This is a genomic window from Sutterella wadsworthensis 2_1_59BFAA, assembly GCF_000297775.1.
GTDB classification, from domain to species: domain Bacteria; phylum Pseudomonadota; class Gammaproteobacteria; order Burkholderiales; family Burkholderiaceae_F; genus Sutterella; species Sutterella wadsworthensis_A.
Genome location: NZ_JH815521.1, coordinates 129,201 through 130,172 on the forward strand (window position 1 = coordinate 129,201; position 972 = coordinate 130,172).

The following is a 972-nucleotide window of genomic DNA, read 5'->3' on the forward strand; positions in this document are numbered from 1 at the left end:
GCAGCACCAGATCGCGCTGCAGAAGACCGCCGTCCCGGCGCTCAAGCTCAAGCGCGAACAAACCCATGCCGCGCTCGAGGCGGCTGTCCGTCATCTGGTCGAACGCCTGAAGCTGCCACCAAAGGAGGCCTCCGAACGCGGCACCGCCGCAAAGAACGGTGCCGGCAGCCAGCCGCATGCAGGTTTTCCTGTTGAAGTTCGTCGTCATTTATTATTTGTTCATCATTTCAGCCTTTTGATTAGTATGAAAGCGGAGACGTTGGAAAACGAAACGAAAAAAACACCACCGGTAGGATACTCGATTCCTATGTTGATGAGGGATTACTATGGACTTGCCCTGCCTGTGTCCCCGATAGTGTGTGCTGTTTCAGGATTAAGGGCAATTCCAAGTCTGAAGCGGATTATGCCTTAGCGATTTTCCATCCTCGAGCAGCTTTTTCCTTTTCGACGTCTGCAAGTATCATAAACCCACAACGCCTTAACGCGCGAATCCACCGAGGCCGGCGTTGACCATCCTGCTTAAAGACGCCTGTGTAATCGAACGAGTGGACCTATGTTCTGTAGCTGCATTCAATGCATTTTGACATTTTCTTGCCGAGCCTGCCGCCATCGCCTCCTCGTCCGACAGCCTGGTTGATGTTCTACCCTACGGGGAGCATTGAGGTCGACTTTCTCGGTACATTCCTCAAAAGATCCTGCCGGCTCTTCGGCGGCACGTGCTCGAAATTCCATTCGTGTCGGATGCGGGCTCATTCACGACCACCTTCCACGTCTAGCCCGAGCGCACCTCGGCCCCGAGAACATTGATGTCGAAGCAGTAGGATGTGTTTCGCCACGTCCACGTGATACGGCGCTTGTACGTCTACCTGAGGGCTGTGGGGAGTGTCAGGATTTCTGTGTCTGGGGAGGTTATTCCAGGGGCAGCCCAACGAGGCTGCCCTTTGTATTTGAGATGCAGTATGCCAGACCTGA

The 972-nt window shown here is 54.2% G+C and carries 1 protein-coding gene; it reads left to right on the forward strand.

Features of this window, described 5'->3' with window-relative positions:
- The coding region (locus HMPREF9465_RS13540) for a hypothetical protein (RefSeq protein WP_196793892.1) at nucleotides 1–412 on the forward strand (412 nt) is incomplete at its 5' end.
- Nucleotides 413–972: the final 560 nt, after the last annotated feature.